General features: G+C 54.2%; 26 protein-coding genes. 8 read left to right on the plus strand and 18 right to left on the minus strand.

The genetic code is table 11. The features are described from left to right. Window position 1 precedes the first annotated feature (1 nt). The 6 genes from rfbA to glmU form a co-directional block, all read right to left on the minus strand. Window positions 2–883 (minus strand): glucose-1-phosphate thymidylyltransferase RfbA, encoded by an 882-nt coding sequence (gene rfbA / locus AUQ42_RS08500; protein WP_082817793.1) that lies wholly within the window; start codon window positions 881–883, stop codon window positions 2–4. Next, on the minus strand, window positions 876–1,787 hold the full coding sequence (rfbD, locus tag AUQ42_RS08505) for a dTDP-4-dehydrorhamnose reductase (protein ID WP_068518641.1): 912 nt from the start codon (window positions 1,785–1,787) through the stop codon (window positions 876–878). Before rfbD ends, rfbA begins: the two co-directional genes overlap by 8 nt. Then, window positions 1,780–2,850: a dTDP-glucose 4,6-dehydratase gene (gene rfbB, locus AUQ42_RS08510; RefSeq protein WP_068518642.1), complete on the minus strand. Its 1,071-nt coding sequence runs from the start codon at window positions 2,848–2,850 to the stop codon at window positions 1,780–1,782. Before rfbB ends, rfbD begins: the two co-directional genes overlap by 8 nt. A gap of 27 nt (window positions 2,851–2,877) precedes the next feature. Beyond that, window positions 2,878–3,048 carry a hypothetical protein gene (locus AUQ42_RS15785; RefSeq protein ID WP_156480857.1) on the minus strand — a complete coding sequence of 57 codons (171 nt, stop codon included), beginning with the start codon at window positions 3,046–3,048 and terminating at the stop codon, window positions 2,878–2,880. A 68-nt stretch (window positions 3,049–3,116) separates the two neighbouring features. Next, the gene (glmS, locus tag AUQ42_RS08515; protein ID WP_068518643.1) at window positions 3,117–4,940 is read right to left on the minus strand and encodes a glutamine--fructose-6-phosphate transaminase (isomerizing); all 1,824 of its coding nucleotides are present in this window, start codon (window positions 4,938–4,940) and stop codon (window positions 3,117–3,119) included. 88 nt (window positions 4,941–5,028) lie between these two features. Beyond that, entirely contained in the window at window positions 5,029–6,375 is a 1,347-nt protein-coding gene (gene glmU, locus AUQ42_RS08520; protein ID WP_068518644.1) for a bifunctional UDP-N-acetylglucosamine diphosphorylase/glucosamine-1-phosphate N-acetyltransferase GlmU, read from the minus strand. A gap of 252 nt (window positions 6,376–6,627) precedes the next feature. Here glmU and AUQ42_RS08525 point away from each other — a divergent pair, with 252 nt between their 5' ends. From AUQ42_RS08525 to AUQ42_RS08535, 3 genes are all read left to right on the plus strand, one after another. Then, on the plus strand, window positions 6,628–7,302 hold the full coding sequence (locus tag AUQ42_RS08525) for an HAD hydrolase-like protein (protein WP_068518645.1): 675 nt from the start codon (window positions 6,628–6,630) through the stop codon (window positions 7,300–7,302). A 44-nt stretch (window positions 7,303–7,346) separates the two neighbouring features. Further along, window positions 7,347–7,895 (plus strand): hypothetical protein, encoded by a 549-nt coding sequence (locus tag AUQ42_RS08530; protein ID WP_068518646.1) that lies wholly within the window; start codon window positions 7,347–7,349, stop codon window positions 7,893–7,895. A gap of 158 nt (window positions 7,896–8,053) precedes the next feature. After that, complete coding sequence (locus AUQ42_RS08535) at window positions 8,054–8,755, plus strand: bifunctional 2-polyprenyl-6-hydroxyphenol methylase/3-demethylubiquinol 3-O-methyltransferase UbiG (protein ID WP_068518647.1); 702 nt, start codon at window positions 8,054–8,056, stop codon at window positions 8,753–8,755. On the opposite strand, the gene AUQ42_RS08540 is transcribed toward AUQ42_RS08535, so the two are convergent. The 6 genes from AUQ42_RS08540 to chvE all read right to left on the minus strand — a co-directional run bounded on the left by AUQ42_RS08540 (window position 8,704) and on the right by chvE (window position 16,218). Next, on the minus strand, window positions 8,704–9,528 hold the full coding sequence (locus tag AUQ42_RS08540) for a hypothetical protein (RefSeq protein ID WP_068518648.1): 825 nt from the start codon (window positions 9,526–9,528) through the stop codon (window positions 8,704–8,706). The two genes, AUQ42_RS08535 and AUQ42_RS08540, sit on opposite strands and share 52 nt — an antisense overlap. A 42-nt stretch (window positions 9,529–9,570) precedes the next feature. Next, entirely contained in the window at window positions 9,571–10,095 is a 525-nt protein-coding gene (locus tag AUQ42_RS08545) for a hypothetical protein (protein ID WP_068518649.1), read from the minus strand. A gap of 199 nt (window positions 10,096–10,294) precedes the next feature. Further along, window positions 10,295–12,043 (minus strand): L-arabinonate dehydratase, encoded by a 1,749-nt coding sequence (araD, locus tag AUQ42_RS08550; RefSeq protein WP_068518650.1) that lies wholly within the window; start codon window positions 12,041–12,043, stop codon window positions 10,295–10,297. A 153-nt stretch (window positions 12,044–12,196) separates the two neighbouring features. Beyond that, entirely contained in the window at window positions 12,197–13,381 is a 1,185-nt protein-coding gene (gene mmsB / locus AUQ42_RS08555) for a multiple monosaccharide ABC transporter permease (protein ID WP_068518651.1), read from the minus strand. A 10-nt stretch (window positions 13,382–13,391) separates the two neighbouring features. Next, entirely contained in the window at window positions 13,392–14,915 is a 1,524-nt protein-coding gene (gene mmsA, locus AUQ42_RS08560; RefSeq protein ID WP_068518652.1) for a multiple monosaccharide ABC transporter ATP-binding protein, read from the minus strand. Window positions 14,916–15,138: 223 nt separating this feature from the next. After that, complete coding sequence (gene chvE, locus AUQ42_RS08565; protein ID WP_068518653.1) at window positions 15,139–16,218, minus strand: multiple monosaccharide ABC transporter substrate-binding protein; 1,080 nt, start codon at window positions 16,216–16,218, stop codon at window positions 15,139–15,141. Window positions 16,219–16,448: 230 nt separating this feature from the next. Here chvE and AUQ42_RS08570 point away from each other — a divergent pair, with 230 nt between their 5' ends. From AUQ42_RS08570 to msrB, 5 genes are all read left to right on the plus strand, one after another. Beyond that, entirely contained in the window at window positions 16,449–17,435 is a 987-nt protein-coding gene (locus AUQ42_RS08570) for a LysR family transcriptional regulator (protein ID WP_068518654.1), read from the plus strand. A gap of 131 nt (window positions 17,436–17,566) precedes the next feature. Further along, window positions 17,567–18,613 carry a hypothetical protein gene (locus AUQ42_RS08575; protein WP_068518655.1) on the plus strand — a complete coding sequence of 349 codons (1,047 nt, stop codon included), beginning with the start codon at window positions 17,567–17,569 and terminating at the stop codon, window positions 18,611–18,613. A gap of 226 nt (window positions 18,614–18,839) precedes the next feature. Then, a complete protein-coding gene (locus tag AUQ42_RS08580) occupies window positions 18,840–19,394 on the plus strand; it encodes an AAA family ATPase (RefSeq protein ID WP_068518656.1) in 555 nt (184 codons plus the stop codon). A 10-nt stretch (window positions 19,395–19,404) separates the two neighbouring features. Continuing rightward, window positions 19,405–19,890, plus strand: a complete 486-nt coding sequence (locus AUQ42_RS08585) for a thermonuclease family protein (protein ID WP_231856717.1) — start codon at window positions 19,405–19,407, stop codon at window positions 19,888–19,890. Between the two features lie 123 nt (window positions 19,891–20,013). After that, window positions 20,014–20,454: a peptide-methionine (R)-S-oxide reductase MsrB gene (msrB, locus tag AUQ42_RS08590; RefSeq protein WP_068518657.1), complete on the plus strand. Its 441-nt coding sequence runs from the start codon at window positions 20,014–20,016 to the stop codon at window positions 20,452–20,454. Window positions 20,455–20,517: 63 nt separating this feature from the next. Here the strand turns inward: msrB and AUQ42_RS08595 are convergent, their stop codons facing one another. Genes AUQ42_RS08595 through AUQ42_RS08620 form a run of 6 tightly spaced genes read right to left on the minus strand, consistent with a single transcriptional unit; the run spans window position 20,518 to window position 26,524 of the window. Continuing rightward, window positions 20,518–21,012, minus strand: a complete 495-nt coding sequence (locus AUQ42_RS08595) for a polynucleotide kinase (protein ID WP_068518658.1) — start codon at window positions 21,010–21,012, stop codon at window positions 20,518–20,520. A 2-nt stretch (window positions 21,013–21,014) separates the two neighbouring features. Next, window positions 21,015–21,605: a histidine phosphatase family protein gene (locus tag AUQ42_RS08600; protein ID WP_068518659.1), complete on the minus strand. Its 591-nt coding sequence runs from the start codon at window positions 21,603–21,605 to the stop codon at window positions 21,015–21,017. A gap of 44 nt (window positions 21,606–21,649) precedes the next feature. After that, window positions 21,650–22,738: an MBL fold metallo-hydrolase gene (locus AUQ42_RS08605; protein ID WP_068518660.1), complete on the minus strand. Its 1,089-nt coding sequence runs from the start codon at window positions 22,736–22,738 to the stop codon at window positions 21,650–21,652. Further along, window positions 22,738–23,823, minus strand: coding sequence for an ABC transporter ATP-binding protein (locus AUQ42_RS08610; protein WP_068518661.1), 1,086 nt, complete (start codon window positions 23,821–23,823; stop codon window positions 22,738–22,740). The genes AUQ42_RS08605 and AUQ42_RS08610 overlap by 1 nt, the downstream gene beginning before the upstream one ends. Further along, a complete protein-coding gene (locus AUQ42_RS08615; RefSeq protein WP_231856718.1) occupies window positions 23,811–25,505 on the minus strand; it encodes an iron ABC transporter permease in 1,695 nt (564 codons plus the stop codon). The genes AUQ42_RS08610 and AUQ42_RS08615 overlap by 13 nt, the downstream gene beginning before the upstream one ends. Window positions 25,506–25,546: 41 nt before the next feature. Beyond that, a complete protein-coding gene (locus AUQ42_RS08620) occupies window positions 25,547–26,524 on the minus strand; it encodes an ABC transporter substrate-binding protein (protein ID WP_197460808.1) in 978 nt (325 codons plus the stop codon). Between the last annotated feature and the right edge of the window lie 88 nt (window positions 26,525–26,612).

The raw sequence follows: 26,612 nt of genomic DNA on the forward strand, positions 1-26,612 counted from the left end.
GTCATATTTGATCGAGCGTCTTGAGAACCGTCTGCAAATAGGTTTTGTAAGAGCTGGCCCCAAAAGATCCGATCAACTTCTCGAACTGATCGACCGATATCAAGCCGCTGCGTAGTGCTATTTCTTCCGGGCATGCAATCTTGAGGCTCTGACGGTTTTCTACCGTGCGGACAAAGTTTGCCGCATCAAGCATTGCACCATGCGTTCCCGTATCAAGCCAGGCATAGCCACGCCCCATTTTCTCCACGCGAAGCTGACCACGTTCGAGATACGCCTTGTTCACATCTGTGATTTCAAGTTCACCGCGTGCAGATGGCTTAACGGAACGTGCGATATCAACAACATCCTGATCGTAGAAATAAAGCCCGGTAACGGCATAGTTGGACTTTGGCTCCGCCGGTTTTTCCTCGATATCCAGGGCAACGCCATTCCGGTCAAACTCGACAACACCGTAACGCTCGGGATCCTGCACAAAATATGCAAAAACGGTTGCCCCTTCTTTCTGTGCCATCGCATTGGCGAGCAAATCCGTAAGCCCGTGACCGAAATAGATATTGTCGCCAAGAATAAGGCAACAATCATCATTTCCAATGAAGTCTGCCCCAACAATAAAGGCATCAGCCAAACCGCGCGGTTCAGTTTGCACCGCGTACTCCAGTTTCAATCCCCATTGGCTTCCGTCACCCAACAGTTCCTTAAATAGCGGCACATCACGAGGAGTACTGATGACAAGAATTTCTCTGATCCCCGCCAACATCAGGGTAGTCAGCGGATAATAAATCATCGGCTTGTCAAAAACCGGCTGCAGTTGCTTTGAAACCACAAGCGTCGAAGGATGCAAACGGGATCCCGTCCCACCAGCCAAAATTATTCCCTTACGCATGCGCATAGCCTTTCTTAAGCTCGGATATTACGGTCGCAAGACTTTCCGAAACCAGCGGCATTTGCATTCCGAAAGTCTTTTGGAATTTAGCGGTCGACAAGACGGAATAACCGGGGCGTTTTGCAGCAGTTGGATACATCTCGGATGTTATCGGCAATACTTCGCAACGACCACCAGACCAATCCGGACCAAACACCTCAAGCCCTGTTGACTGAACAAGTTTTGCAAATCCCCACCAGGTCATCGGATCATCGGAAACCAGGTGGTAAGTCCCGAACCCTTTGAAATCACGGTCGACAATTTGCGGAACCATCTTCAGCAAAACTTTGGCGATATCATGTGCGCTTGTCGGACATCCGGTTTGGTCATTCACCACTTTGATTTCGGCGCGGCTGCCCATCAGGTTCAGCATCGTTTTGACGAAATTCTTACCGTAGGCGCTATATACCCACGACGTCCTGAATATCACATGAAACGGGTTTGCCTGTTGCAAATCAAGTTCCCCTGCCAGCTTGGTTTCACCATAAACACCAAGCGGCGAAACGTCGTCATCTTCGCAATACGGTGCGGTCGCAGTGCCGTCAAAAACATAGTCGGTCGAAAAATGAACGATCGGGATCCCTTGCCTTGCCGTTTCCTCAGCCATAACCCGAACAGCCGTTTGATTGATTGTTCGGGCGGTTTCCTGATCACTTTCGGCTTGATCCACAGCTGTATAGGCGGTTGCGTTAATGACAAGGTTCGGGCGCGCGGTCCTGATAACCTCCAGAAGGTTTGACGGGTTCTCGATATCGCATCTGCTACGCCCGAAAAAATCAAGACTGATGTCTGGATATTCCTTGCCAAGCTGCGCAAGGCAGGTCGCCAACTGTCCATTTTGGCCAAACACTAACGCCTTAATCATTTGAAACGCTCACAGCTTCGCCCAACCGCTCGCCATTGTATTTATTGTTAAGGATTGGCTCCCACCAGGAACGATTGTCGACATACCATTGCACGGTCTGGCGCAAGCCGGTGTGGAAACTGTATTTGGGCGTCCAATCCAGTTCCTTTTGCATCTTCGACGGATCGATTGCATATCGCCAGTCATGCCCGGGGCGGTCCGACACATATGAAACAGCATCTTCGAATGAACGCGCAACATGCTCCGGCACCAGGGCTTTCACGGTTTCAAAAATGGCGCGAACAACGTCGATGTTTTTTACTTCATTGCAGCCGCCCACGTTGTATTTCTGACCAACCTTCCCTTTGGTAAGGATTGTGAACAACGCCTCTGCATGGTCCTCCACATGGAGCCAATCCCGTGTATTGAGTCCTTTGCCATATACCGGCAGTTTTTTTCCATGAAGTGCGTTCAAAATCATCAATGGAATCAGCTTTTCAGGAAACTGATACGGCCCATAGTTGTTCGAGCAGTTGCTGATGACGACCGGCAAACCATAAGTATGGTGCCATGCACTGACCAAATGATCCGAACTGGCTTTGCTTGCCGAATAGGGTGAACTTGGTGCATACGCCGTTTCTTCGGTAAACAGCCCATCATCGCCAAGCGATCCGTAAACTTCATCGGTGGATATGTGATGAAACCTGAAGGCGCTTTTTTCCGCTTCGAGCAACGCATCAAAATATGCGCGGGCCACTTCAAGCAACGTGAACGTTCCGACAATGTTGGTTTCAATAAAGGCAGCCGGCCCATCAATCGACCGATCAACATGACTTTCAGCTGCAAGATGCATGACTGCAGTCGGCTTGAATTCTTCAAATATCTTTGTAACAGCCTGCTTGTCGCAAATATCTTCCTTGCAGAACCGATAGTTTGGCAACCCGGCCACACTATCCAGCGTCCGCAAATCCGCAGCATAGGTTAGTTTATCAAGGTTCAGGACTTCACACTTTTTGTCACGGACCAGAAGGCGACAAACGGCAGAACCAATAAACCCGGCACCACCAGTTACGATAACTCTCATCTTGAACTCTTTGCCTGCAAATCTGCGTTAAGACCGTTCCATGTTTTCGGAAACAACCGGAAAACCGATGGAAACTCCATTCAATTTGCCGTCGATCAACTGATCATTTTGATAACAGCTTTGTTGGCGTACTTGAAAATGTTTTTGTGCGGAACGAAGCAACAGGCCAACCGGTTTATGATCGTCATAAACTGGCATTTTTGACGGCTTCCAACAAAAAAGCCGGACGCAGTTGCATCCGGCTTTGGTTTTTCGAAAATCGCCGATTACTCAACCGTTACCGATTTCGCAAGGTTGCGGGGCTGATCGACGTCCGTGCCCTTATGGACGGCAACGTGATAGGCCAGCATCTGAACCGGGATGGTATAAAGGATCGGGGCGACGAAATCGGCGACCTTTGGCAGTTCAACCGTTGCCGATGCCATATCGCCAAGCTTGGAAAGCCCCGGCCCGTCCGAGATAAAGATCACCCGTCCGCCACGTGCAGCAGCTTCCTGCATGTTTGATGCGGTTTTTTCAAACAGCTCGTCAGACGGGGCAATAACAATGATCGGAACCGACTGGTCGATCAGGGCAATCGGTCCGTGCTTCATCTCGCCTGCGGCGTAGCCTTCGGCGTGGATATAGGAAATTTCCTTGAGCTTGAGCGCCCCTTCCATCGCAATCGGATAGCCAAGCCCGCGACCGAGATACAAAACGTCCCGGGCATCGGCGATATCAAGTGCGAGCTTCTTAAGCGCCTCGTCATGATGCAGGACTTCGGCTGCATGTTTGGGCACTTCGGTCAGCGCATTGACGATGGCGGCTTCTTCGTTCTTGGCAAGGGTGCCGTTTTCACGGCCAATGGTCACGGCCAGACATGCCAGAACCGTAAGCTGCGTGGTGAATGCCTTGGTCGAGGCAACACCGATTTCCGGGCCCGCATAGGTCAGAAGAACCACGTCACTTTCGCGTGCAATCGTGCTTTCAGGCACATTGACGATGGAAACGATTTTCTGGCCTTTGGATTTCGCATAGCGAAGGGCTGCGAGCGTATCAAGCGTCTCGCCCGACTGCGAAATAAACAGGGCAACCCCGCCCTTTGGCAGCGGCGGGCAGCGATAGCGGAACTCGGATGCCACATCGACATCAACGCCCAGACCAGCATACCGTTCGATCCAGTGTTTTGCCACCAGACCGGCATAGAATGATGTGCCGCAAGCAACAATCGTCAAACGGGTCGCATCGGCAAACGAAAACGGCATATCAGGCAGCTTGATCGTCTGGGTTGCCGGGTTGATGAAGGCATGCAGGGTATCGCCAATCACGGCTGGCTGCTCAAAGATTTCCTTCTGCATGAAGTGATTGTAATTACCCTTGCCCATCATGGCGCCAGATACGGCCGACAGCTTGGTCTCGCGGGTGACATCAACATCATTTTCGTCGCGGACCTGAACGCTGTCACGGGTCATTTCGACCCAGTCGCCTTCTTCAAGGTAAATCAGCTTGTTGGTCAGATGCGACAGTGCCATGGCATCCGATCCCAGATACATCTCGCCTTCGCCCAAACCAACCGCAAGCGGCGTTCCACGACGTGCGCCAAAGATCACATCGTGATGCCCGGCAATCATGATCACCAGCGCAAAGGCACCTTCGATCCGGTGCAGGGTGGCGGCAACCGCATCACGCGGTGATTTGCCCTGATCGAGGAAATCGGACACCAGATGCACGACAACTTCGGTATCGGTTTCGGTGGCAAAGGCACGGCCCTTTGCCGACAGTTCCGCCTTGATATCCTGATAGTTTTCAATGATGCCGTTATGAACAACCGCAACCTTGCCGTCGGTGTGCGGATGGGCGTTGTTTTCGGTTGGCACACCATGGGTTGCCCAACGGGTGTGACCGATCCCGACATCACCGGCAAGCGGGCTTTGTTCCAGGCGGTTGGCAAGATTGATCAGCTTGCCTTCCGCACGGCGGCGTTCGATATCGCCATTGACCAGCGTTGCAATCCCGGCACTGTCATAGCCGCGATATTCAAGGCGTTTGAGGCCTTCCAGAATACGTTCGCTGACGCTGTCCTTGCCGATAATCCCGATAATGCCGCACATTTTTGTTACGTTCCTGCTTCAAATCGCTTGTCATATCATATGCACCGGCTGCACCGGCGCACGACACATTCAAATTCTGACTGCCGGTCTATTTCTTGCCGGTCAGGGCGCGCATCTTTTCGCGAAACTTCGCAGCCCATCCGGCCTTTTCAATCCGCTCCGCCCGGGTCAGGGTCAAGGCATCTGCCGCAACCTTGCCGGTAATCGTGCTGCCCGCGCCAACAATCGCGCCATCGCCAATTTCAACCGGCGCCACCAGGGCCGAGTTTGACCCGATAAACGCACCGGCCCCGATATCGGTATGCTGTTTGCGATAACCGTCATAATTGCACGTGATTGTCCCGGCACCGATATTGGCCTTGGCTCCGACACGGGCATCACCGATATAGCTCAGGTGATTGACCTTGGCCCCGTCTTCGACAACCGCCTTCTTGATCTCGACAAAGTTGCCAACCTTGGCACCCGCGCCGATTTCCGCCCCCGGGCGCAACCGCGCATAAGGCCCGATATCAGCAGCATCGCCTACGACACAGCTTTCAAGATGACTGAACGCCTTGATCACGACGTTATCGCCAACCGTCACCCCCGGACCGAAAACCACATTCGGCTCAACAATCACATCACGGCCAAGCTTGGTATCTGCACACAGGAAAACCGACGCCGGATCAATCAGGGTCGCCCCATCATCCATCGCCGCCTTGCGCAGGCGATCCTGCATGATGGCCTCGGCGACCGAAAGCTGCGCACGGGAATTGACGCCAAGTGTTTCTTCCTCGTCGACCTCAACCGCGACACAGCGCTGCCCGTTTTCACGGGCCACCGCCACCGCATCGGTCAGGTAATATTCATCCTTGGCATTGGCGTTATCAATCGCCTCAAGGGTCGCAAGCATGTCTTCGGCGCGGAAACACATCACACCGGAATTGCAGAAATTGATCGCACGCTGATCGGCGTCACACTCCTTGTCTTCGACAATCGCCAGAAGCGCGCCAGATGCCGTGTCCGTTACCAGACGGCCATAGCCGGTCGGATCTTCGGGACGGAAACCAAGTACTGCAACCGCGTGATCACCTGCTTCGCGTGCGGCTACAAGCCGTTCAAGCGTTTCAGCCGTAAAAAGCGGACTGTCGGCATAAAGAACAAGAACATTGCCCGAAAGCCCCGCCAAGGCTTCGCGCGCAGCCAGGACGGCATGGGCTGTTCCCAGGCGGTCCGTCTGCTCGAAAGTCGGATGCGGGGCGACCGTTTCGACCAGTTTGGGCATGTCCGGCCCGACCACAACCATGGTTTTACCGGCATTGAGCTTTGCCGCCGTATCAATCACGTGATTGACCATCGGTTTGCCGGCAACCTTGTGCATGACTTTGGGCAATGCGCTTTTCATGCGCGTTCCCATACCGGCGGCCAGAACGACAACACTTAACTCAAGTGACATTTATCAATCCGCTTGCTGCATTTTTGGTGCAGCATCCCCTGTTCGTGCTGCGCGCAGATCGCTTGTGACTGCACGGCTATCTGATTTGCAGCAAGTCTTAGAACATATTCCATCCGGGCAAAAGCCCATAAAGAATCACGTTTTGTTACCGCCTGTTAGCGGATGTTACCGTTTGTTAATGGCACCAACTCGGTTAAGGTCCTCTGAATCTGTCGCCACAAATTCATCCCCTCGTATCGGAGCCCCAATCCAATGGCAAAATTCATTATGTTTGATCTCGACGGAACCCTGATTGACGGGGTCGATGATCTTTTGGTTGCAATGAATGGACTGCTTGATGCCCACGGGCTTGATGCACTTGGCCGTCACGATCTTGAAGCGATGCTTGGTGATGGCACATGGATGCTGACCAAGCGCGCCTTTGCCGCACGTGGTCAAACGCCGGATGACGCGACACTTGATGAACTCAATATCGACTTCAACAACCGCTATGTTGAAACCGATTACGCCTATACCCGTCTATACGAAAATGCCGAAACCGTGCTGCGCCAACTCAAAGCAGATGGCTGGACCATCGCGCTGGCATCCAACAAGCCCGAAGGCCCGTGCAAAGCGATCCTGGCCAAACTTGGCGTCGCCGATCTGTTTGCGGTCATCGCCGGTGGCAATTCATTTGAAGTCAAAAAGCCCGACGGACGCTTTCTTGAATTTGTTCTGGGCAAACTCGGTTTTGACCGCTCCGCCGATACCGCCATCATGGTCGGCGACCATGCCAATGATGTGAATGCGGCCGGCGCGGCTGATATCCATGCCATCGCCGTTGCCTTCGAAGTCGATGCTACCCGTGCGAATTCACTGGGTGCCGATGCGGTGGTTACGGCTTATGAAAACCTGCCCTACGCCATCAAATCCATCACCGGGCTTTGAGTTGCCTGAAACACCCAAGCATCAAGCTTCTTGGAGCATCCCCCATGCATTCATTCCAGCGCGTCGGGCATTTCTGTCTGCTGGTCTGTGCGGTCTTGGCTTTTTCCCCGGCCGCACTTGCACAGCAGCCTGATCAGGGACACGCGGACACGGACGGACTTGTGCTGGATTGGGCATCCAGTCGCCAGGGGCAAGTTCCGGATCAAACCGTCGCGGTTGCACACACCCCGTACCAATGGGAACTTCGCACCAGTCAGGGCACGCAAACCCTGTTCATTCGCGACCGGAATACTGGCGATGAAATTGCCGAAGAACTTGGTTGTTTCATGTGCGAAGGCGACGATGACAATTGCATTCAGGACGGCATCTTTGTCCTGACGCAACCCGGTATCAAAGACACAGCCGCCTTCCTGCTGGTTTGTCATCAAGGCGCACATTCACAACGCGCCCGACTGATTGCCCCGGCACAGCAATCCCCCCCCGTCATTGATGTGACCGGTGCCTATTTCGTGGATTGGGAACTTGTCGACGGCACGCTCTTGATCACCCATGACGGTGACGCGCCCAACAGCGTCATCTGGCCACAGCCTTGAAAGAACCACACCCAGGCCACTACCACCCTGAGTGGAATAAAGAGCAGATTTGAGACGAAGAGCGAGAATACCGGTTGCTGCGTCCCAACAAAGCAAATTATAACTTGCAGCATCAAACCTTCTTGAACATGCCATCAAGTGAAGATTCATAATTTGATATGAGTGATATGCAAAATTTTGATTACACTGGCAAAGATAACCTCGACATCATGTCTTTTGCTAATAATTACAACAACTTTCTGACTGAACTCGTTGAGTCTCATGCTCCCAAGACCGGGACTCTTCTTGATTTTGGCGCAGGCACTGGCTTTTTTGCTAATCGTGTTGCAGGAACAGGCCGAAAGTTAGTTTGCGTGGAGCCAGATACTCTGCAAGCCGATGAAATCCGTACAAAGGGATTCAATGCATTTGCCCGCAGCGAAGACTTGGCAGATCAGAGCGTTGATTTTTCCTATAGCCTCAATGTGTTAGAACATATTGAAGATGATAGTGCGGCTATGCGTGAGATTTTCCGTGTACTCAAACCCGGGAGCTTTTGCGTAATCTATGTTCCTGCCATGCCTTGCCTATACTCGTCTATGGACGAAAAAGTTCAGCATTTTCGGCGTTACACACGTAAAGAACTTAGCGGAAAGCTCTCCAATGCGGGATTCGACGTCATGAATTGCAGATATGCAGACATTCTTGGTGTACCTGCCACCCTGGCATACAAAGTATTCGGCAGCAAATCGGGTGACGTCTCACTAAAAGGTCTCATTGCATATGACCGTGTTGCTTTCCCAGTTAGCAAGGCTCTCGATACAATAACTCATCGCATTGCCGGTAAAAACGTTCTCGCCGTTGCCAGGAAGCCAATGTGATCAAACTTGGCGATTAAAAAATCGACAAGCCAGATACCAACCCAAACCAGCGCAAGGCTGTATGGGACGATAATTGGGAGGTTATAGCGGTACAGACTTACCGATAGTGCCGCGTTAACCGCTGCCATAAAGAACACCGGCAGAAAAATAAACATCCCGCGGCGCCAAAAGTCTCCTTTTGCGAACAACATAACCGCAGCAACACATGGTACCGCCAACATCGCAACGACATGACCAACAAATATACCACGCCACAAAAGTAACAGCGTCACAGCAATGAATTTAATTGGCATTGCAAACACATATTCGGAAAGCAGATAAGCTCCTGCTTCCAGTATCGTCCGCCCCTCGTTGGCCAAGCGATCAAGGACATCACGGCCGTATTCATAGTAGCTACCCTCGTTCCATCCGAGCGCCACTAGAGCCTCAGCCCCAAACAGCCGCTGAGCGCCGGACAGGGGCAGATAATATATCCAACCTATTCCCCATTCCCTCCAACTCATCAAATTGAATGCAAGCCGGTGGGATAAGGATGACACCAGATAGCTTCCCTGGCTCATTGCAAATGTATCGAGCACAAAGACACTTCGCAAAACCATCGGCAACAAAACGCTTGTGAATGCCAGTAGAAACACCGTAGTTGCTTTGGCAGCAACACGCCCGTTTTGCTTGTACAGAAAGACAGAAATAACCGGAAAAACCGCCAAACCCACCGGTAACAAAAGCCATACAGGCTTTACAAGCACCAGAAGCCCGCAGCATACACCAGTCATTGCCCATCTGAAGAATTTCGCCGGGTTGTCATAGGCATAAGCTCATGCTGCCATAAACAAGCCTCCAAGCATCAAATAACCCGGCTCGCTCAATGGCGAAGAGACATACAAATACGTGTCGTTAAATGCCAATGATGCGACAAGGCAGAGCCAAGCTGCTATAATATTCTGGCTAAAGAAAATCCAACCAACAAATAATACACACAAATGAAAGATCACGGTTTCTGTGAAACAAATGGCCTTGAGAGACCAAAGCTCCTTTCCACAAACCTCATCAACAGCGCCAATTGCAATACAAACGAGGTCACGATAGGTCTCGTCATTCAAGAAAGCAGCAAGGGCAATCTCGAATGCTGTAAAGACACCGCCTGCATAAAAACCGGGTGTTGGCACATGATCTACCCGATATCGTTCTGGCGAAAGAACCCCGTGCTGATAAACGTTCAAACCAGCTGATGCATAACGCGGTAAATCCGGTTGAACATTGGCCCCTGAGCCTAAAATCCTGCCTCCGACGATCAACAGCAGACACCCGAGAAGCAACATATTTGCCGCAAGCTTAAACATAGCACTGTGACTGTTTCGCTAATCTAAAAACCTTTGAATTACTTCTATAGCGTCAGGGAAACCTGCTGTCTGCGAAAACCGTCCTGTCCTAAAAGTAAACCGGTCAGCAAATAAACTGCTAACCGGTTCAGTGTGCGCCGGGTCTAATTCACCCAGGCCCTCAACGAGAGCACTTCAACTAATCGGCACCAAGTTTCAATCAGTGACTATCTTTGGGGATTTCCTTGCCACGATGACCGACAAGGAAGTCGAAGTCGGCACCGCGGTCGGCACCGATGACCGACTTGTAATACAGTGATGCATAGCCGCTTTGGGGAACCGGAATGGTGTTTTTCCATTCCTTAAGGCGCTTGGCCAGTTCCTCGTCACTGATATCAAGATGCAGACGACGGTTGGGCACATCCAGTTCGATCATGTCGCCGTTTTGCACAACGGCAAGCGGCCCGCCTGCTGCGGCCTCGGGCGAGGTATGTAGGACCACCGTGCCATAGGCCGTGCCGCTCATGCGCGCATCAGAGATACGCACCATATCGGTAATGCCCTTGCGCAGCACTTTGGGCGGAAGGCCCATATTGCCGACTTCGGCCATGCCCGGATACCCTTTGGGACCGCAATTTTTCAGAACCATGACGCAGGTTTCATCGATATCAAGGTTCTCGTCATAGATCTTGGCCTTGTAATCATCGATGTCTTCAAACACCACCGCACGGCCACGATGGGTCAGAAGCGCCGGCGTTGCCGCAGACGGTTTAAGCACTGCCCCATTCGGGGCAAGGTTGCCCTTGACCACGGCAATACCACCGCTTTCGGTCAGTGCCTTGTCAAACGGGCGGATCACATCATCGTTCCAGTTACGGACATCCTTGACCTGATCCCACATGGTTTCGCCCGACACCGTCAGGGCATCATTGTGAAGCATCCCCGCCTCGCCCAAGGCCTTTATCACGACGGGCAAACCACCGGCATAGAAGAATTCCTCCATCAGGTATTTGCCCGATGGCTGAAGGTTCACAATGGTTGGGATATCACGGCCAAGGCGATCCCAGTCATCAAGGGTAAGGTCAATGCCGACACGTCCGGCAATGGCGAGCAAATGGATCACCGCATTGGTTGATCCGCCAATCGCGCCATTGACACGAATGGCGTTTTCAAACGCTTCCTTGGTCATGACGTCGGACGGTTTAAGATCATCCTTGACCATCTGAACAATGCGACGTCCGGTGATATGCGCCATCACGCGGCGGCGGCTGTCGACAGCCGGAATGGCCGCATTCCCCGAAAGCGCCATGCCAAGGGCCTCGGCCATGCTGGCCATGGTCGATGCGGTGCCCATGGTGTTGCACGATCCTGGCGAACGCGACATGGCGATTTCAGCTTCAAGGAAGTCTTCGGTGCTGATCTTGCCGGCCTTGCGGTCCTCGGACAGCTGCCAAAGCGACGTCCCCGAACCGATATCCTGACCGCGCCATTTGCCATTCAGCATCGGCCCACCGGTCACAACAATCGCCGGGATATCAACACTGGCCGCCCCCATCAGAAGCGACGGCGTCGTCTTGTCACAGCCAACCATCAGAACCACACCGTCAAGTGGCGTACCACGCAGGGCTTCCTCGACATCCATGGCCGCAAGGTTACGGAACATCATTGCCGTCGGACGCAGCGTGCTTTCACCGGCCGAGAAAACCGGGAATTCAAGCGGCAAGCCGCCTGCTTCGTAAATGCCATGTTTGACCCTTTCGGCAAGATCGCGCAGATGGGCATTGCACGGGGTCAATTGCGACCAGGTATTGCAAATCCCGATGACCGGGCGACCATCAAACAGGTCCGAGGGCAGACCCTGGTTCTTCATCCAGCTGCGGTGATAGATATTGTCCTTGCTGGTTCCGCCGAACCAACCTTCTTGTGACCGCAAAACGCGCGGCCATGGTGCCGGTTTGAACTTCGTCATGCCCGAATTCCTTTTTGACTTATTATCGAGACGGGTCCGAAAACATGCGGCCGGGAAAACCGCATCGGGGACAAAGAACGACACATTCTGGCAACCAGCCGGCCTTGCTGGCAGATATGATCCAGAAATATGCCGTTCCGCGTCATCGTATTGTTAGGCCTTGTTCTTGTTGTAGACATCAAAGATCACAGCAGCGAGAAGCACCAGACCCTTGATCACCTGTTGCCAGTCGATACCGACACCGATGATCGACATGCCGTTATTCATGACACCCATGATCAGTGCACCAACCACAGCCCCGATCACCTTGCCAACACCGCCCGACATTGACGCGCCACCAATAAAGACCGCGGCAATAACATCAAGCTCGAATGCAAGACCGGCTTTCGGTGTTGCCGTATTCAGGCGCGCGGCAAAGACCAGCCCGGCAAGGGCGGCCAGCATGCCCATATTGGCAAAGGTAAAGAAGGTCAGGCGTTTGGTATTGATACCCGAAAGCTTTGCCGCCTTTTCATTGCCACCCAGCGCATAGATGCGACGCCCCAGGGTCGTTGAATTGGTGATAAAGGTGAAAATCGCGATCAGAAGCGCCATGATGATCAGAATGTTGGGCAAACCGCGATAGGTCGACAGCAGATATGTAACAAACAGGATGGCCAAACCCGCAACCGCATGTTTGACAACAAAGAATGCCATGGGTTCATCCACCGCAGCAAACTTTGCCTGTTTGGCGCGTGCACGCAGACCAAGGATCGGCAACAACGCCGCCAGCACCACACCGATGGTCATCGAAAAGACGTTAAAGCGGCCTTCGATAAACCCGTCAAAAATATCGGGCAGGAAGCCCGAAGACATTGCCTGGAATTCGGACGGGAACGGACCGACCGAGGCCCCGCCAAGCAGGGCCAGTGTCAGGCCCTTGAATACCAGCATCCCGGCAAGCGTAACGATAAAGGACGGGATGCGCCAATAGGCCACCCAATAGCCTTGGGCGGCACCAATGATCGCCCCAACCACCAGGCAGGCCGGAATGACAAAGGCCGTCGGCAGGTCCCAGTTCACAATCATTACCGCGGCAAGTGCGCCGACAAAGCCGACAACCGAGCCGACCGAAAGGTCAATATGCCCGCCGACAATCACCAGCAACATGCCAACAGCCATGATGATGATATAGCTGTTTTGCAGGAACAGGTTGGTCAGGTTGACCGGTTTGAGCATGATGCCGTCGGTCAGAACCTGGAAGAAGGCAAGAATGGCAACCAGCGCAACAACCATTCCATATTCGCGAATATGGGTGCGCAAATAGTAGCCGATTGATTTGTTATCCGTATCCGTCATTGTCCGTTCCTCACGCTTTCAGGATCATGCGCATGATTGCTTCCTGGCTTGCATCCTTTGCTGCAAGCTGCCCTTTGATCTCACCTTCGTTCATCACATAGATGCGATCGCACATGCCCAGAAGCTCCGGCATTTCCGACGAGATCATGATGACCCCCTTACCGTCGGCTGCCAGCTGGTTGATAATCGTATAAATTTCGTATTTCGCACCGACATCGATGCCGCGCGTCGGTTCGTCCAGAATCAGGACTTCGGGGGCGGCAAACAGCCATTTTGACAAAACGACCTTCTGCTGGTTCCCGCCTGAAAGATTGACGACCTTCTGACCGACATTCGGCGTGCGAATATTGATTTTCTTGCGGTAATCCTCGGCAACGGATCGTTCGGCCCCGTCATTGAGCACCCCCCGTTCCGACACCCCGCCCAGATTGGCCAATGTGATGTTGGTTGTGATGCTTTCATCAAGGATAAGACCCATTTCCTTGCGGTCTTCGGTCACATAAGCAAGCCCCGATGCAATCGCCTTTTCAACGGTCGATACATCAACAGGTTTGCCCTTGATCAGAACGTCACCCGAAATATCGGTGCCATAGGATTTGCCAAAGATGCTCATGGCAAGTTCGGTGCGCCCTGCCCCCATCAGTCCGGCAATCCCGACAACCTCGCCTGCGGCAACGTCAATACTGACATTATCGACGACCTTGCGTTCGGGATGCAGCGGATGGGTTGCCGACCAGTTGCGGACCTCCATCAGTTTTTCCGTGCTGATATTTGGCGTCCGTTCGGGATAGCGGTGCGCCATATCACGGCCGACCATGTCCTTGACAATATCGTCTTCGGTAATGGTGCCGGCCCGCGCATCAAGGGTTGAAATCGATTTGCCATCGCGAATGATCGTGATGCGGTCGGCAACGCGATTGATCTCATTCAGCTTGTGCGAAATCAGGATCGATGTGATGCCCTGTGCCTTGAATTCCAGCAACAGATCCAGAAGCTTCTGGCTGTCATTTTCCTGCAAGCTGGCGGTCGGCTCGTCAAGGATCAGAAGCTTGACCTTCTTGGACAGCGCCTTGGCAATTTCAACCAGCTGCTGTTTGCCAACACCGATATTTGTCACCAGCGTTGCCGGATTTTCCTTAAGCCCGACCTTGGCAAGAAGTTCGCCCGTGCGCGCAAAGGTCGCAGGCCAGTTGACCACGCCATTTTCGGCAATTTCATTGCCCAGAAAGATGTTTTCGGCAATCGACAGCAACGGCACAAGTGCCAGTTCCTGGTGAATGATGATGATGCCGCGTTCTTCGCTGTCGCGGATATCCTTGAATGCCTGAACGCCGCCATCATAAAGAATATCGCCTTCATAGGTCCCATGCGGATAAACCCCGCTCAGAACCTTCATCAGGGTCGATTTACCCGCGCCGTTTTCGCCGCAAAGCGCGTGGATTTCACCACGTTCAACCTTGATGCTGACATCATCCAGCGCCTTCACACCCGGAAAGGTCTTGGTGATGTTCTTCATTTCCAGGATGGTATCCATCCGGTCCTCCCACTACTGTCACGGGACTGACAGCACCTTTATCTACTTGGTCTTTGTTGTCCTGGATTTCAGGAAAAATCCCGGGCCCCTTCAAAGGCCAGCCTTATGGGCAATCGTTCATTGAAACCGGCCGCCCGGCCACCTTGCGAAGACAGTCTTTCAGACGATGGAACCCGGCGGGATGCCATCGGCACCACACCGGGTTCGACCGAGATTTGCAGACTTATTTTACTTCGTCTTCGGTGTAATAGCCCGAACCAACCAGGATTTCTTTCCAGTTGGATTTGTCGACCATCACCGGCTCAAGCAGATAGGAAGGAACAACCTTGACACCGTTGTCATAGGTTTTGGTGTCATTGATGGTCGGCTCACGACCGGCAAGAACATCATCAACCATCGAAACGGTCACACGTGCAAGTTCGCGGGTATCCTTGAAAATGGTGGAATACTGTTCGCCTGCCAGGATCGATTTGACCGACGGCAGTTCGGCATCCTGACCGGAAACGACCGGCATTTTCATATCGCCCGAACCGTAACCGACACCTTTGAGCGACGACAGAATACCGATCGACAGACCGTCATAGGGCGACAGAACGCCATCAATCTGTTCATCGGTGTAATAAGCCGACAGAAGGTTATCCATGCGGGCCTGTGCAACCGCACCGTCCCAGCGCAGGGTGCCGACCTTGTCCATGCCCATCTGGCCGGATTTGATCACGATATCGCCGCTGTCGATCAGCGGCTGAAGAACCGACATCGCACCGTTATAGAAGAAGTAGGCATTGTTATCATCGGGCGATCCGCCGAACAGTTCGACATTATAGGGCGGCTCACCCGCAGCGGCCAGACCATCGACCAGCGAGGTTGCCTGCTGAACGCCGACCTTGAAGTTGTCAAACGTGGAATAGTAATCGACATTCGCACTTTCGCGGATCAGACGGTCATAGGCAAAGACCTTGATCCCTGCTGCTTTGGCATTTTCCAGCGCATTCGAAAGAGTGGTCCCGTCGATCGCCGCAATCACCAGAACATCAACGCCTTTGACGATCATGTTTTCGATCTGGGAAAGCTGGTTCGGAATGTCGTCTTCGGCATATTGAAGGTCGGTTTTATAGCCAGCGGCTTCAAACTGTTCGACCATGGAATTGCCATCAGAAATCCAGCGTGCCGAAGATTTGGTCGGCATTGCGATCCCGACATAGCCTTTGTCAGCAGCATGTGCATAGCCGCCGGAAATCATCGGGCTCATCATTGCGGCCGCGCCAAAGGCGACCCCTGCCATTACGGCACTGAGACGTTTCATTGCTATCCTCCCTACAAGACACAGCATATCAGCTATTTTTTTGTGCCCGACTTTCCCAGGCAGATTTCGCCCGAATATGTCGTGTCTTTGTTTTCAATTGATAATGCATCCCATTTCCCAAAGGACACGGCGACATTATTCAGACCCTCAACATAACAATCAAATAAGTAATTTCGAAACTTGCATATCAAAATTGATATACTAAAATCCCGGCACAGAGGGGGCGCATCATGACCGAGTTTCGCAATAATCAGCCGCTAAGTTCTGCCAAATCCCTGCTTTTCAGGTCCGGGAACCTGTTTCAGCGCGGCCTGAAACTCAGCCACCTGCGCATGATCGTCGCGATGGAGGAAACCGGACAAATCAGTCTGGCGGCCGACATGCTCAAAACATCCCAGCCCGCGGCATCACGGCTGTTGTCGGAAATGGAAACCATCCTTGAAGCCCGGCTGTGCGTGCGCAGCCCGCGCGGCATTGAAATGACCAATGCGGGGCGTGCACTTGCGCGGCGTGCGCGCAGCATGCTGATTGAAATCCGCGAAGCCGAACGTGAAATCGAAGACATCAAACATGGCGGCGGCACCGTTTTTGTCGGGGCGGTGACGGCCGCGGCTGTCGATCTGGTTGTGCCCGCCATTCGCAGTGTCCAGTCGGTCAATTCCCTGTTGGAAGCCCATGTCAGCGTTGGTCCGTCAAATTTGCTGATCAAGGATCTTCTGGCCGGCGATCATGATTTTGTCATCGGGCGTGTCCCCGAAGATATGGACCCGCGCCAGTTCAATATCCGCGAAATCCGAAGCGAGAAGATCCGCCTGATGGTGCGGACCGGTCATCCGTTACTGGATGCAACAACCCCGATCACATTGGCCCGGCTTGCCAAATTTGAATGGATATTGCCCCCGCCGGGCAACCTGATGCGTCGCACGATCGAGGATGTGTTTATTTCGCGCCATCTGCCACTGCCTCATTCAAGTCTGAACTCGGCATCATTGCTGGTGACGCTTGCGACCCTTGCCGATACGGATGCCATTGCACCGATGGCCGAAGAAGTCACAAGCCTGCTTTCAAGCGGCGGCCTGATTACCGAATTGCCATTTGACGGCATGATCGAAATCAAACCCTATAGCCTGATCACGGCACGCGGCCACCGGTTATCCCCGTCGGCCCAGCTTGTTTCCGATCATGTGCTGGCCCGGATCGAAAAACCGAACAGCTAAACCAATATTGTCACCCGCCCCAATCAGCGCGATATATCAACACAGTGATTGTGGTTAATGGCTGTGCGGATGTGTCAAAGTCGCGTAAACTCCTGTCACACAACAAGATACGTTCTGATCGAGAAGCATAGATGCTGCGCATTACACGAAATCCCGGGGCCCTGATCGCAATCTGCGCTGCACTTGCGGCATCGCCGGTTCTGGCATCAGGCAATGAGGAGCCGCAATCAGACGGTCCGGCCTTTGCCCTGATGGATTTGCGCGGCACAACGGCATGGGCGATCAGCACCTATCAGTGGCTTGAGCCGAGCGAGGATGCACTTGATGCCGTGATCGGTTCGGTGGGCAAAGGCCCAATGCGGCTTGATCTCGTCATGGACAATATTGTCCCGTCCTATTGTGAAATGCGCCCCGATCCGCAAATCTGCGACGGGCCGGGAAATCCGGTTTCCTGGCTTGAAGATGTTCCGCAAACCATCTGCATGGAAATTCCGTCACCGGTTCGCGCCCGTCACCGGGGGATACTGGCAAACGCCAGCCAGCTCTGTCTTGAACCGACCAGCAACCTTGCCTTTCCCAAGGACTGGCCGGAAGGCTCATCCTGGTCACAAATCCATCTGCATCAAACCGTGACCCCGACAAAAGTCACCGTCGATCAGGATACGGCAACAATCGAACTTGTGGTTTCTGATGCGATTGCCACCCGTCTGGCGACCCTGTCCGAACAGGGATACGGCCCGGTTCAGATCGGCTGGGATCAGGCAACATTGCGCAAGACCCTTGGTCCGCAACTTGATCAGTTCATTGCCGGTGACGATGAAAATTGCACCTTCCTTCAGCGCAATCTTGATCCGTCGGGGCTTGGCTATCTGGTGCTTGATGGCAAGCTTGCGCGTGTTTCGCTTTATGCGGATGAATATGATGTGGCCACCAGTCTGGTGCGCACGTCCCAGGGCGTTTCACTGGGATCGACCCGCGAAGACGTTCATGCCGCCTTTGGCAATGCCGAACTGGTCGAGGAAGAACACGAATATCTGGGTGCGGATGCGCGCTATATCACCTGGTGGTCCGATGCTGCAAAATCACGGGGCATCCGGTTTGAATTCAACGAAGACGGGGTTGTAACCGCAATCCATGCCGGGAACGAGGCCATCACCCTGGTCGAAGGCTGCTCCTGACTTTTTCAAAGGCGGCCCTGGCCGACTGCCCACAGCCCCCTCATTGTTTCCCCCACCCCTAATTCATTGAAAGATCGACGCTTTTCCTTTGGCGTTGACAAGCATCCCCAACGCCTTCAAAAGCGCATTCCGCACGGCTCCTGTGCGGATCAAAAACCAACAACAATATTGCCATCACCTCGCCGCAAAGCATGACCAAAAGGCCTGCTCGCGGAGACAAACACGAATGCAAACGCCGATAACGTCCAACCTTGTTGTCATTACCGGGGGCCCCGGTTCTGGCAAGTCCACCCTGATCGAATATCTTCATGCACAGGGTTATGATATCTGCCCTGATGTGGCGCGCCCGCTGATTGCCGAACAGCGCGAACGCGGCGGCAATGCCGTGCCCGGTGAAGATGATGATGCCTTTGCCGGATTGATGACCCGGCGGGCCATTCGCGCCTGGCAGAACGGTATGGAATGCCACCCGCGCACCGTTTTCTGTGACGGCGCACTTCCCGATATTCTGGCCCATCGCCGGCTGGCAAAACTGCCCGATGATGCCGCCCTGATGCGGACGATCAAGATGTATCGCTATCGGCGTTGTGTCTTTGTCCTGCCGCCATGGTCGGAAATTTATCATACCGATGAAATCCGGACACAGGACTTCGCCAGAAGCGTCAAAACATATGTCCGCCTGTGCCAGGCCTATATCGAATGCGGTCATGAACTGATCGAAATTCGTAAAGGCCCGGTTCAACAGCGCGCCGCCCAAATTCTGTCCCGACTGAAACTCTAAGCGATATCTGATGACCAAATCCCGCCTTCGCCCTGCCCTGAAGATCAACCACATCCCTGCGATCACCGGCATGATCGCAATGATCGCAACCACCCTGCTCGCCCCAATGGCACAGGCTGCGTGCTATGACTGGCCTTTGCGGGAATATCGCGGTGAATTTGCCTATGACGGTGACACCATCTATGTCGCCATTCCGGGTCTTCCGGGCGAAATTGCCAATATGTCGGTGCGCGTGCGCGGGGTTGATACGCCCGAAATTCGCGGCAAATGCGAAAGTGAAAAACAACTGGCCCAGCAGGCCCGCGATTATGCGCGCAAGCGCCTGAAAACCGCCAAGGCCGTTGAATTCTGCGAACCGGAATGGGGACGCTATGGCGGGCGCGTGGTGGCATCGGTCCGCATTGATGGCAGCCCGCTTGATCTTGAACTGATCGATAACGGATTTGCCCGCCCCTATGACGGCAAAACCAAACGCCAGCCATGGTGTCAGAGCTAAGTTCAATTTGGCCTGTCAGACCGTCACATTGGTGTGAAGCCACTGGACAATCGCGATAATCCGACCATCTTTGGGGACAACAAATCAAACTTCCCGACGACCAAAGATGTGAAGTGACCGAATATGAGCAAATATCACAAAGACCCGGATGCGATTGCCGATCTGTCCCCGGAACAATATCACGTGACACAGGAAAACGGCACCGAACCGCCGTTTCGCAATGATTTCTGGGATCACAAGGAAGACGGGCTTTATGTCGATATCGTATCGGGCGAACCGCTTTTCACATCGCGCGACAAGTTCGATAGCGGCTGTGGCTGGCCCAGTTTTGTGAAACCGGTCGAAAGCGACCATATCGTCGCGCGCGAAGACAACACCCACGGCATGCGCCGCATCGAAGTCCGGTCAAAACATGGCGACAGCCATCTGGGTCATGTCTTCCCCGATGGGCCACGTGATCGTGGTGGATTGCGATATTGCATCAATTCGGCGTCGCTTCGCTTTATCGCAATCGACGATCTTGAGGCCGAAGGATATGGCGATTACCGCCATCTGTTCGAATGATCAGACAAAAAAGACCGGCAACTGGCCGGTCTTTTTTATTGGTATGACAAATAGCCCGCCCGGTTAAAAATCACCCGGCGCGCATTGCAAACAGGTCAGGCCCATATCGCGCCATTTATCAACCACGCGCCTGCGATCATCAACCACCAGCCACGGATTGAACCCATCGGCAATGATTTGGGCCAGAAGATCTTCCTTGACCTCCTCATCACTGCGGTGATCGGCATCGATGGGACGCAGATACATGCCGTCAAACGGGATATTATGGGCACGAAGCCAGGCTTCGGACCGATGTTGCCAACCTGCCGGGCGGCCAGAACAGATCACGATCGCATGCCCGGAAGCATGAAGAATGCGCAACAGCCGTTCGATATTTTCAATCGGTTTGGCATGGTCCATCGCATCAAAAAACGCATCCCACTGTTTTTCCACACCATGAACCAGATGCCCCAATTCATCGGCATCGAAATGCGCTAGTGTTCCATCCATGTCAAACACCACCGCATCGCGCAGATCGGCTGAATTCGGGCGGGTTTGGTGCGCATCGGCCTGTGCCATATTCACGCGGAGATCTCCTTGATCAGGGTTTCGGTCAGATTTTCATATTCCCATCCGGACTTGACCGAACGGAACAGGATCGGGGTGGCATTGGGCACACGCGGCCCGTCGGCCTCAAACCCGGTCATGTAAAGGATGCAGCGCGCCACCCCGGAATGGGCAACAATCACCGTTAGGTCATCGCTGACTTCTGCCAGTGCCTGTTGCATGGCAAATGAAACGCGCTGACACATGGCATCAAATCCTTCGCCATTGGGCGGGGTGTCAAAGCGCGGGCACAGTTCGGCAATCGGGCGACCTTCAAGATCGCCCCAATGACGTTCGCGCAAACCGTCAAGCACCCTGGCCTCGTAATCAGGCAGAACAAGGTTGGCGGTTGTGCGTGCGCGGTCTTGCGGGCTGACATAAACCGCGCGCCAGCTTGCCTGTGCCATCAATGGTGCAATGGCAAGGGCCTGTTCGCGGCCGGTTTCATTTAATGGCGGCTCGTTCGATCCGGCAATGATCCCTGCGCGGTTGGCATCGGTTTCTCCGTGCCGGATGAACACAAACGGCAATTTCGGAAAATCGAACTTTTCAGCAGCATAAATCATGGTCAGGCATCACCCGTTTGAACGTCGAAATGGATCGCAACCCATTACAAATAAAACCGATCAGCAAGCTGTAGCCGCCCGTCGAACCCGTCGACAAGACCAAAATCCTCGGGACAGCTGGTAAAAAGCGGCACGACCTGCATGGCGTGGCACTGATTGGCAAGCTCGATCACGTGCCCGGCCAATGGATGCACGTTCCAGCGCCGGAAATGCGCATGGCCTTTTTCAACCATCTTGCGGGCCTCGATCGGCATGAACCCGGTAAAGATCACATGCGCACTTGATCCCAGCCGTCCGGCATCACGCCATTTGTCAATCAGTTCACGCGCCTTGCCAAATGTCGCGCACGGCGCGTGACATAGCAGCAATCTGGCATCCGGATTGAAATGCTTTGCCTTGTCCTTAAGACCGCGCAAACGGCGGATCGCATCGCCATTCACATAATCCGAACCATGGGTATCAAGCACCTGCTTGACCTGCCCGTAACACCGATCATCCATCGACCAGTCGGTCAGACCGTGGTTTTCAAACAGCAAGGCCATTTCGGCGGCCCGGCCGCTGGGCGGCACGGGAAACAGGATCTGCCCGTCAAGCTTGGTCATGGTGGTCAGAAGACTGTCGATACGGACCTGCTGGGTCAGTTGTTCCATGCCATAGGATGCATCAAGCATCACCGTCGCCGCATCGGGCGGCGTGTCATACAGGAAATAATCGGACTCATGGCAGAAATCGCCGGAATACAGCACCCCGCCACCCAGTTCAAAATGCAGCCACACCCCGCCAAAGGAATGGCCGGTGCGCCCGGTGGTGACGGTAACCCCATCAACCTGGATTTCCCCGCATGGCGGCAATGGAATGACTTTCGCACCCTTTGGCAGGGAACGCGCGGTGACTTCGGTGCAATAGATCGGTAATCCCGCCGCGACAATTTCCTCGGCCGCACCGATATGATCGATATGGTCATGGGTGATGAAAACGGCGTTAACTTTATTAAGCCAGGCCGGATCAAATCCCTGATCACTTTCGGGACCAACCCCGCAATCAAGCATCCAGCGCCGGTTAAAGAATTCCAGTCGCAAAGAGGCAGGGCCCTTTTCACCAAGACCCGAAAGAACACGCATCCGGGCTGACATCAGGCGACCTCACCGGCAAGGCGGTCAAAGACCCAGCCATCGGCAACCTTGAGCCCGACCGGCTCCCCGACCCGCGCCCGACGATTGGCATAGACCGGCAGGGTATGCTCATCATCAATGCGCACCGAAAGCCGGAACCGCCCGCCCAGATAAACGCAATCCTCGACCTTGCCGCGCAAGGGTGCCTCATCTTCGACCCAGACATCTTCGGGACGCAGGCAAAGGCCCGCCTGCCCGTTGATATGCTCGCTACCGGCCAGTTTCGGGCATACGCGTGCGGCAATGCGGGTATCGCCAAGCTTCACCGAACATGTGCCACCATTTTCGACCTCAACCCCGGTGATCGGCAAAACCGACCCCGCCCCGACGAAGCCCGCGACCATGCGATCGGCCGGTTCGCGATACAGGGTTTCGGGGGCCGCCATCTGGCGAATATGGCCCATGTCCATCACCGCGATCCGGTCGGCCATTGCCATGGCTTCGGCCTGATCATGGGTGACGTAAATCATCGTTGCCCCGGTACGGCGATGGAAATCAAGAAACGCCTGCTGCATGGTTTCGCGCAAATGAACATCAAGGTTCGCAAGCGGCTCATCCAGCAACACCGCACGCGGTTCCATCACCAGACAACGTGCCAGTGCCACACGTTGGCGCTGCCCGCCGGAAAGTTCGGCCGGGCTGCGATCCGCAAACGGGCCAAGGGCCACGATATCAAGTGCCTCAGAGATGCGGCGATCGCGATCTGCGCGGTTCATGCCGCGCACTTCAAGCGGATAGCCGACATTGCGCGCAACCGACATATGCGGCCACAGGGCATAGGATTGAAACACGATACCAAGATTGCGGTCCTCGGGACTGACCATCACGCCCTTGGCCGGATCGGCAACCACCTGCCCGCCGATTGATATTTGCCCCTCGCCCGGTTCTTCAAATCCGGCCAGCAGTCTAAGCAGCGTGGTCTTGCCGCAGCCCGACGGTCCCAGCAGGGCAACAAATTCCCCATCCGAAATATCAAGCGATACCTGATTAAGCGCACGGTAATCGCCAAAGCATTTGGTAATGCGCGAAAGATTTATGTCTGCCATGGCACAACTCCCTTGGGCAAACGACGCGATGCAAGCTGAAAACAGCTCATCAACGCGATCACAACCAGCACGACCAGTACCGCCACGGCGGATGCCAGAACGGTGTCGCCACTGTCATCAAGATTGAAAATCAAAACACCCAGCGTCTCGTTGCCCGCCGACCACAAAAGGGCCGAAACCGTCAGCTCGTTAAACGCAGTCAGGAAAACCAGCAAAGCCCCGGCTGCTGCGCTTGGTGCGGCCAAGGGCAACAACACATCGCGCAATCGACGGCCAAGCCCGGCACCGCAGGCTTGCGCTGCTTCTTCAAGGGCCGGGTCAAGCTGGGTGAAACTGTTCATCACCGGGCGCAACGCAATCACAAGAAAGCGCGCCAGATAGGCAATAAAAATAATGCCAAGCGTGCCATACAGGCTGATTTCGATCACCGGAACCTTGATGAACAGCAAGATGCACGCAATCGCCAGAACCACGCCGGGCAACGCATAGGGGACTTCGATCAGAAGATTGATCAGCTTGGTCAGTTTCGATGGTTTGCGCACCATCACATAGGCCAGTGGCAAGCATACCAGAACAAGCATCACCGCCGCGCCCGCCGACAACAGGAAACTGTTATGGAATGCGCGGATGGTTGACGGCTGCACAAACAGCACCTGGTTAAAGGCATCAAAGCTGAAATTGGTGAAATCAAGCTTCACGCCAAAGGCCGGCACCAGTGAGGTTGCAATCAACGCCATCAACGGCACCACCAGAATGGCAATCAGAACCGCCCAAAGGACGGTTTCAACCAACGAACGGCGCGCCCCCAGACGGATATCAAGCGGACGTCCGACCATCCCCATCAAACGGTAATCGCGGTTGGCAAGCAGCCGGTGGTGAATGGCGACACCGCAAATGGCAATCGCGCCAATCAGCATGGCAAGAACCGATACCTCGCCCAGAACCGACGGGCCGAACCCGGCCAGTTTCTGATAGATCAGGGTCGGCAATGTCGGGTAATTGGCCGGAATGCCCAGCATTGCCGGGATACCAAAATTGCCAAGTGCCGTGACAAAGGCCATCGCAGTTCCGGCAATCAACCCGGGGCTGGTCAATGGCAGGATGATCTGCCACCACAAACGCCCGCCGCGCGCACCGGCAAGCCGGGCGGCTTCAATCTGTTCACGCGGGATCATGCGCAGATTGGCGCGAAGGGTCAGAAACACGATCGATGCGTGCTGGATACCCAGCAAAAGCGCGATCCCCTCGGCGGAATAAAGCGGCTGTGGCGATCCCATGGGTGGTGCCATGCCAAAGGCATTTAAAAGCGCACTGCTTGGCCCGGTCAGTTGCACCCAGCTAAGGGCTGTGATCTGTGGGGGGATCATCATCGGGATCATGAAACAGAAAACCAGTGCGGCCTTGGCGCGCACATCGGTCAGTGCGACCAGAAAGGCAAATGCCCCCCCGATCACAAGCGAAATGATCGTTCCAAGCCCTGCGGTATAAAGGCTGTTGGCGGTTGCCTGCCATGTTGCGCCCGATCCCAGAACATCCCGGAAATAATCAAGCGACGGCACGCCACCGACAAACACCCCTTCAAACGCCAGGCGGACAATCGGCAGAATGGAAATCACGAATACCGGCAACAGCAACCAGTAAAGCAACCGGTCCGAAGACCGGTTGCCTGTGGATCTGGTCATGATGCCAGGCAGAGCGCCGCGAAGGCGACCTGTTGCCTGCATTACTCAGCCCCGAAGATATCAGCGAATTTCTTTTTGTTCGCTTCAGCCTGTTCAAGGGCGATGGCCGGGTTGAAGTCCATCAGTTTGATGTCCTTGCGCGCCGGGAAACCTTCCGGCAGGGCCATGTCGTTACGGGCCGGGATATAGCCCATATCAAGAACAAGTTTCTGACCGGCATCGGACAGAACGAAATCAACGAACTTGTGCGCGGCATCAACGTTCTTGGCGTCTTTCATGATCGCGACCGGCTCGGTCACATAGGTGACACCTTCTTTCGGGAAGACGAAATCAACCGGCGACCCTTTGGCTTTGCCACGGATGGCAAGGAAATCAACAACCACGCCGTACGGCTTTTCACCCGATGCAACCGCCTTGAAGACGCCACCGTTACCGCCCTGAGCGCGGGCTTCGTTGGCGGCCAGTGCCTGATAGTAATCCCAACCCAGATCCTTGTTCTCGGTCAGGGTCGAAAGATGGATCAGGGCCGCACCGGAATAAAGCGGGCTTGGCATGACAATCTGGTTTTTCGCCGATGCATCCGAAAGATCCTTCCACGAGCTCGGTGCCTTGGCTGCGGTATTGTAAACAATGCCCGTCGTGATCAGCTTGGTGGAGTAGTAATAGCCTTCGGCATCATAAAGCGCGCCTTCATAGGCCTTGGCTTCCGGCGATTTGTACGCTTGCAGCAGGCCTTCCTGCTTCATGCCTTCCAGCGTTACCGTATCGGCAATCAGAAGAACATCCGGGCGCGGGTCGCCTGCGGCGATCTCGGCGCGCAGTTTCGCCATCAGTTTGGTGGTACCGTCACGGACCCACTCAACTTCGATATCCGGGTTGGCAGCCATAAAGGCATCAACAGTGGTCTGGGCATCCTGGTTGGGCTGGCTGGTATAGACAACAAGCTTTTCCGCAGCCTGGCCAGCAACCGGCAGCATCATCGCCGCAGTCGCGACAGCAGCAAGAAGAACGTTACGCATGATCGGCATCCCCTAGTCGGAAAGAAGGTTTCGTTCGAAAACATTTCGATCCGGAAGCTATATGGATTTCGATAACAGTTGTGTGACA

This window comes from Thalassospira sp. MCCC 1A02491, from assembly GCF_001613785.1.
In the GTDB taxonomy this organism is placed as follows: domain Bacteria; phylum Pseudomonadota; class Alphaproteobacteria; order Rhodospirillales; family Thalassospiraceae; genus Thalassospira; species Thalassospira povalilytica.